This window comes from Reyranella soli (genome assembly GCF_007992495.1).
Taxonomy (GTDB): Bacteria; Pseudomonadota; Alphaproteobacteria; order Reyranellales; family Reyranellaceae; genus Reyranella; species Reyranella soli.
This window is the reverse complement of the sequence record NZ_BKAJ01000299.1, coordinates 1-4,832: the sequence shown is the minus strand read 5'-3', so window position 1 is coordinate 4,832 and position 4,832 is coordinate 1. Positions and strand designations below refer to the sequence as shown.

Sequence of the window (4,832 nt, the reverse complement as noted above, 5' to 3'; positions counted from 1 at the left end):
CGGTGAAGTTCGGCGCCTCGGCATTGATTCGCAGAGCCATTCTCTTCTCCTCGTAGCTCAAGTTCGCGGTCAGCCGGTACCACGATGGCAGCACTTCCTGAATCGCCGCGCGTGGACGGGCCTGGAAATTCCTGGACATTCCACGGATATCTGGCGAATTCTCGTACGTCGCAAAGCGAGAGGAACACGCGCCTGGCCGTCGCCTTTGCCACGAAATTGCGAATGGCCGCGGCAGCGCTTGGCTGCAGCTCGCGCAAGGAATTCTGCGCCCGCTTCCGAAGCGTGAACCCGAAGACGCAGTGCGATCTCGACCGCATGAACAAATGGGTGCAGGGGCGATCGCTGCCGCGGGCGCCCTCGGTCTACGCCGACCTCGCCGCCGTCATCGGCTCGACCAAGCCCGGACGATGGGTCGCCGATTGCAGCCCGGACGCGTTCGCCGCCGAGCTCATGGTGCTCACCAAGGCCGATGCCGCCACGCTGGCGGTCCCGGAGAACCTTTCGCGGCGCGGCAACCCGCGCGCTGCCGGACTGCTCGGCGGCGTGACCACCCTCACCGGCGCCTTCGCGGCCTACTCGCTCGCCTGGTCGCCGCCTTTCCTGGGCCGCGTGGTGCGCGGCTTCTTGCGTCTGGCCGCCGGCAAGAATGGCCCCCTGATCGCGACGTACACCGAGACCTTTCAAGGACGCCACCTGCACATGTCGGCCGAGGTATGGATCGGCGGCCGGGCGATGCATTTCCTGGTGCGCGATCCGGACGGCGACATGCCGGCCTTCATCAGCCTGCAATTGCCGGGACCGCCGGCAAACGTTCTTTGCGGCGTCATGTCGGGCGTGGCCTTCATCGCGCACGAGCCGCTGCCGTCGGCCTCGCCGATCGTCTTCATCCGCGTGCCGGATACGCCGAGCCTCGAAGCCACCAATCGCTTTTTCGATCCTGCACCGGGCACCGTCGCCGCCGACCTGGTGGAACTCGGACTGAATGTTCCCGAGGCCGACCGCCTCGATGCGTTCACGCGCAAGTTCGTCGGCAAGAGGCCGACCCAAGTCACGCCTCAGGATCAGGTGACGTTCGCAAGCATGCTCAACCGCGAGCCTCTCGAAGCGGCCGGTTAACACGCACACCTCACCCTGAGGAGCGCACCCCTCGAGTACCTCGGGGTAAACTCAGTGCGCGTCTCGAAGGGTGGGCTGCAGGCTCGGTGCTCGTTCCACCCTTCGAGACGCCGCGCGTTGCGCGGCTCCTCAGGGTGAGGCGGTGCTTAAAGTCCCGCCCTGACTTGCTGACGAAGGTGATCGATCGGCAGGCGCGCGCCGGCCTGTTCGAAGTGCCAGAACGTCCAGCCGTTGCAGGCGGGCGCACCCTGCACTGCTGCGCCGACCTGGTGGATCGAGCCGCGATGGTCGCCGAGCGAATTGCTGGCCGACAGGGTGCCGTCGGCGCGCACGCGCGCATGCAGGCGACCGCTTGAATCGCTGAGCATGGTGCCGGGCTGCAACAGGCCCGCCTCGATCAGCACGCCGAACGGGATGCGCGGCTCGGCGCGCTTGCTGGGCTTGGGCGAGACATCCTCGCCGGCCAGCGGCTCGATCTGGGCGATGCGCTTGGCGGCGATCGCGGCATAGTCGGGATCGCGCTCGAGGCCGATGAAGCGCCGGCCGAGGCGTCGCGCCACCGCGCCGGTCGTGCCGGTGCCGAAGAAGGGATCGAGGATCACGTCGCCCGGATTGGACGCCGCCATCAGGCAGCGGAACAACAGCGCCTCGGGCTTCTGTGTGGGATGCGCCTTCTTGCCGTCCTCGCCCTTCAGGCGTTCGCCGCCGGTGCAGAGCGGCAACAGCCAGTCGGAGCGCATCTGGATGCCCTCGTTCAGCTCCTTCATCGAATCGTAGTTGAAGGTATAGCGGCTGCGCTGGCCCCGTGCCGCCCAGATCAGGGTCTCATGCGCGTTGGTGAAACGCTTGCCCTTGAAGTTCGGCATCGGGTTGGATTTGCGCCACACGACGTCGTTCAGGATCCAGAAGCCCTGGTCCTGCAGCGCCGTGCCGATGCGGAAGATGTTGTGGTAGCTACCGATCACCCACAGCGTGCCCTCGGGCTTCAGCGCGCGCCGCGCGGCGGCAAGCCAGGCGCGCGTGAAGGCATCGTAGCGGGCGAAGTCGGCAAACTTGTCCCAGTCATCGTCGACGGCGTCGACCTTGCTGTTGTCGGGACGCAGAAGTTCGCCACCCAACTGCAGATTGTAGGGCGGGTCGGCGAACACCATGTCGACTGAGGCTTCGGGCAGACGCTGCATCAGCTCAATGCAGTCGCCCACCAGGACGCGGTCCAGATTCTCCCCGAGCATCTGCTCAAGATGAGTCATCCACCGACTCACCGTCAAGAAATTACAATTGATTCAATTGTTTACAGCATCGATCCACAAGATCGAGTCGATGCTTTCCCCACACACACCAGACCTAGAGGGAGATAATCGTCACCTGGCGGAGGCCAATTGGGGAGGGAGCCTCCGCCACCCGCAAATGGGGGCTTGCGGGGCCGAGCCTGCTTGGGATGGGACAGAGCACGGCGCGGTGACAACCCAAGATAGCGCGATCCGATGCGAACGAATGCGGGGGGCCGTGCTTGCCACCGATTGGCCACAGGCCCCGCTGCTCGCATCGCGACTGCGATTGCCGATGGCACGTGAGTTGCTGAGCAGCCCCCGTAGCCATTTGCGGAGCCTTGTCCTGCTGCACCCGAACGACGCGGAACGTGAAGCCCGCGTGGCGCTCGCCGCCTGTTATCGCCTGGTGGCGAAGCTCGGTCTCGATGACCTGATCTACAACCACATCTCGATGCGCCTGCCCGGGCACGAGGACCAGTTCCTGCTCAATCCCTACGGTCTGTTGTTCGAGGAAATCACTGCATCGAGCCTGGTGCGCATCGACACCGAGGGCCGCAAGCTCGACAACGTGCCGCACGAGGTGAACGTCGCGGCCTTCGTCATCCACGCCGCCATCCACAAGAGCCGATCCGACGCGGTCTGCGTGCTGCACACGCACTCCGATGCAAGCGTCGCGGTCTCGGGCCAGCGCGACGGGCTGCTGCCGCTCAGCCAGTTCGCCATGCGCTTCTATCGGCGGCAGGCCTTCCACGACTACGAAGGCGTGGCAATCGATCTCGACGAGCAGCAGCGGCTGGTGCGCGATCTCGGATCCCACTCCGTCATGCTGATGCGCAACCACGGCATCCTCACGGTAGGCCGCACGCCGGGCGAGGCCTTCATGCTGCTGTACTATTTCGAGCGCGCCGCGCGCATCCAGCTCGCGATGCAGGCGGCGGCCGCGGCGGGCGCCACGCTCACCGTTCCAACCCACGACGTCTGCGAGAAGGCGGCGCGGCAGTTCTGGAATCTCGAGGGCGACATCCTGGTGGCGGGCGAGCGCGAATGGCCCGCCTTCCTGCGCCAGCTCGACCGCAGCGATCCGTCCTATCGCCAGTGACGCCGACATGAAACGCCGCATGCATCTGGGGCTGTTCATCCTCGGCACGGGCAGCCATGTCGCCGGCTGGCGTCATCCCGGGGCGATGACGAGCTTCCAGGATTTCAATCAGGTGCAGGAGATCGCCCGCATCGCCGAGCGCGGCCGGTTCGACCTGATCTTCATGGGCGACAATCTCTACGCCGATCCCGGCGCCCACCCCTCCTATACCGTACGGCTGGAGCCGATGACCATGCTGGCAGCGCTGGCGGCCGGCACCAGCCGCATCGGCTTGGGCGCCACCGTGTCGACGACCTATAACGATCCCTGGTCGGTGGCGCGCGTCTTCGCCTCCCTCGACCATATCAGCAAGGGGCGCGCCGCCTGGAACGCCGTCACCACCGCGAGCGGCCAGGGCGCCGGCAATTTCGGCACCGTGCATCCCGACCATGCCAGCCGCTATGAACGCGCCGCCGAGTTCGTCGATGTGGTGAAGGGGCTGTGGGACTGCTGGGCCGACGACGCGATCGTCGCTGACCGCGCGACCGGCACTTACATCGACACGGCGCGCCTGCGAGCGCTCGACCATGCCGGGACCTTCTTCAAGGTGAAGGGACCGCTCAATATCGGCCGCTGCCCGCAAGGCCAGCCGGTGGTGCTGCAGGCCGGCGGCTCGGCGCCGGGCCTGGCGCTGGCGGCGCGCACCGCCGACGTGGTGTTCTCGGTCGTCCAGGACATGGACGAGGCCAAGGCGCAGTACGCCGCGCTCAAGAAAAGGCTGCCGGCCCATGACCGCTCGCCCGAGCACGTCACGGTGCTGCCCGGCGTGATGCCAGTGGTCGGCCGCACGCCCACGGAGGCGCGCGAGAAGCTCGCCCTGCTGCAAAGCTTCGTGAACGGCTCGAACGCCTTGCAGTTGCTGTCCGACCGGCTGGGCCAGGACATGACGGGCTACGACCTCGACCAGCCGGTGCCCGAGATCGCCCTGCCGGACACCTACCACAGCTTCGCCCGCGTCATGCTGGCCAAGGCGCGGCGCGAGAACATGACCCTGCGCGACCTCTACGATCTCGTGGCGGCGGCGCGCGGCCACTGGGTACTGTGCGGCTCGCCCGAGCAGGTCGCCGACACGCTGCAGCAGTGGTTCGACGAGCGCGCCGCCGACGGCTTCAACGTCATGCCGCCGTACTTCCCGGAAGGCTTCGACGACTTCGTCGACCTCGTGGTGCCGATCCTGCAGGAGCGGGGCCTGTTCCGCCACGACTACGAGGGCGAGACCCTGCGCGACCATCTCGGCCTGCCGCGGCCGCCATCAAGATTCTTTTAGTCTTCTGGACCGCGAGCCTCCGGCTCGCTCTTGAATCATG

General features: G+C 66.6%; 4 protein-coding genes. 3 read left to right on the top strand and 1 reads right to left on the bottom strand.

Annotation, left to right across the window (positions count from 1 at the left end):
- Positions 1 to 222 precede the first annotated feature (222 nt).
- Complete coding sequence (locus tag RSO01_RS45960; RefSeq protein WP_147157332.1) at positions 223 to 1,116, top strand: hypothetical protein; 894 nt, start codon at positions 223 to 225, stop codon at positions 1,114 to 1,116.
- A 146-nt stretch (positions 1,117 to 1,262) separates the two neighbouring features.
- On the opposite strand, the gene RSO01_RS45955 is transcribed toward RSO01_RS45960, so the two are convergent.
- Positions 1,263 to 2,348 (bottom strand): site-specific DNA-methyltransferase, encoded by a 1,086-nt coding sequence (locus tag RSO01_RS45955; protein ID WP_147157333.1) that lies wholly within the window; start codon positions 2,346 to 2,348, stop codon positions 1,263 to 1,265.
- Positions 2,349 to 2,679: 331 nt separating this feature from the next.
- Here RSO01_RS45955 and RSO01_RS45950 point away from each other — a divergent pair, with 331 nt between their 5' ends.
- Together RSO01_RS45950 and RSO01_RS45945 are read left to right on the top strand one after the other, a co-directional pair.
- Positions 2,680 to 3,486, top strand: a complete 807-nt coding sequence (locus RSO01_RS45950) for a class II aldolase/adducin family protein (protein ID WP_147157331.1) — start codon at positions 2,680 to 2,682, stop codon at positions 3,484 to 3,486.
- A 7-nt stretch (positions 3,487 to 3,493) separates the two neighbouring features.
- A complete protein-coding gene (locus tag RSO01_RS45945; RefSeq protein WP_147157330.1) occupies positions 3,494 to 4,792 on the top strand; it encodes an LLM class flavin-dependent oxidoreductase in 1,299 nt (432 codons plus the stop codon).
- Positions 4,793 to 4,832: the final 40 nt, after the last annotated feature.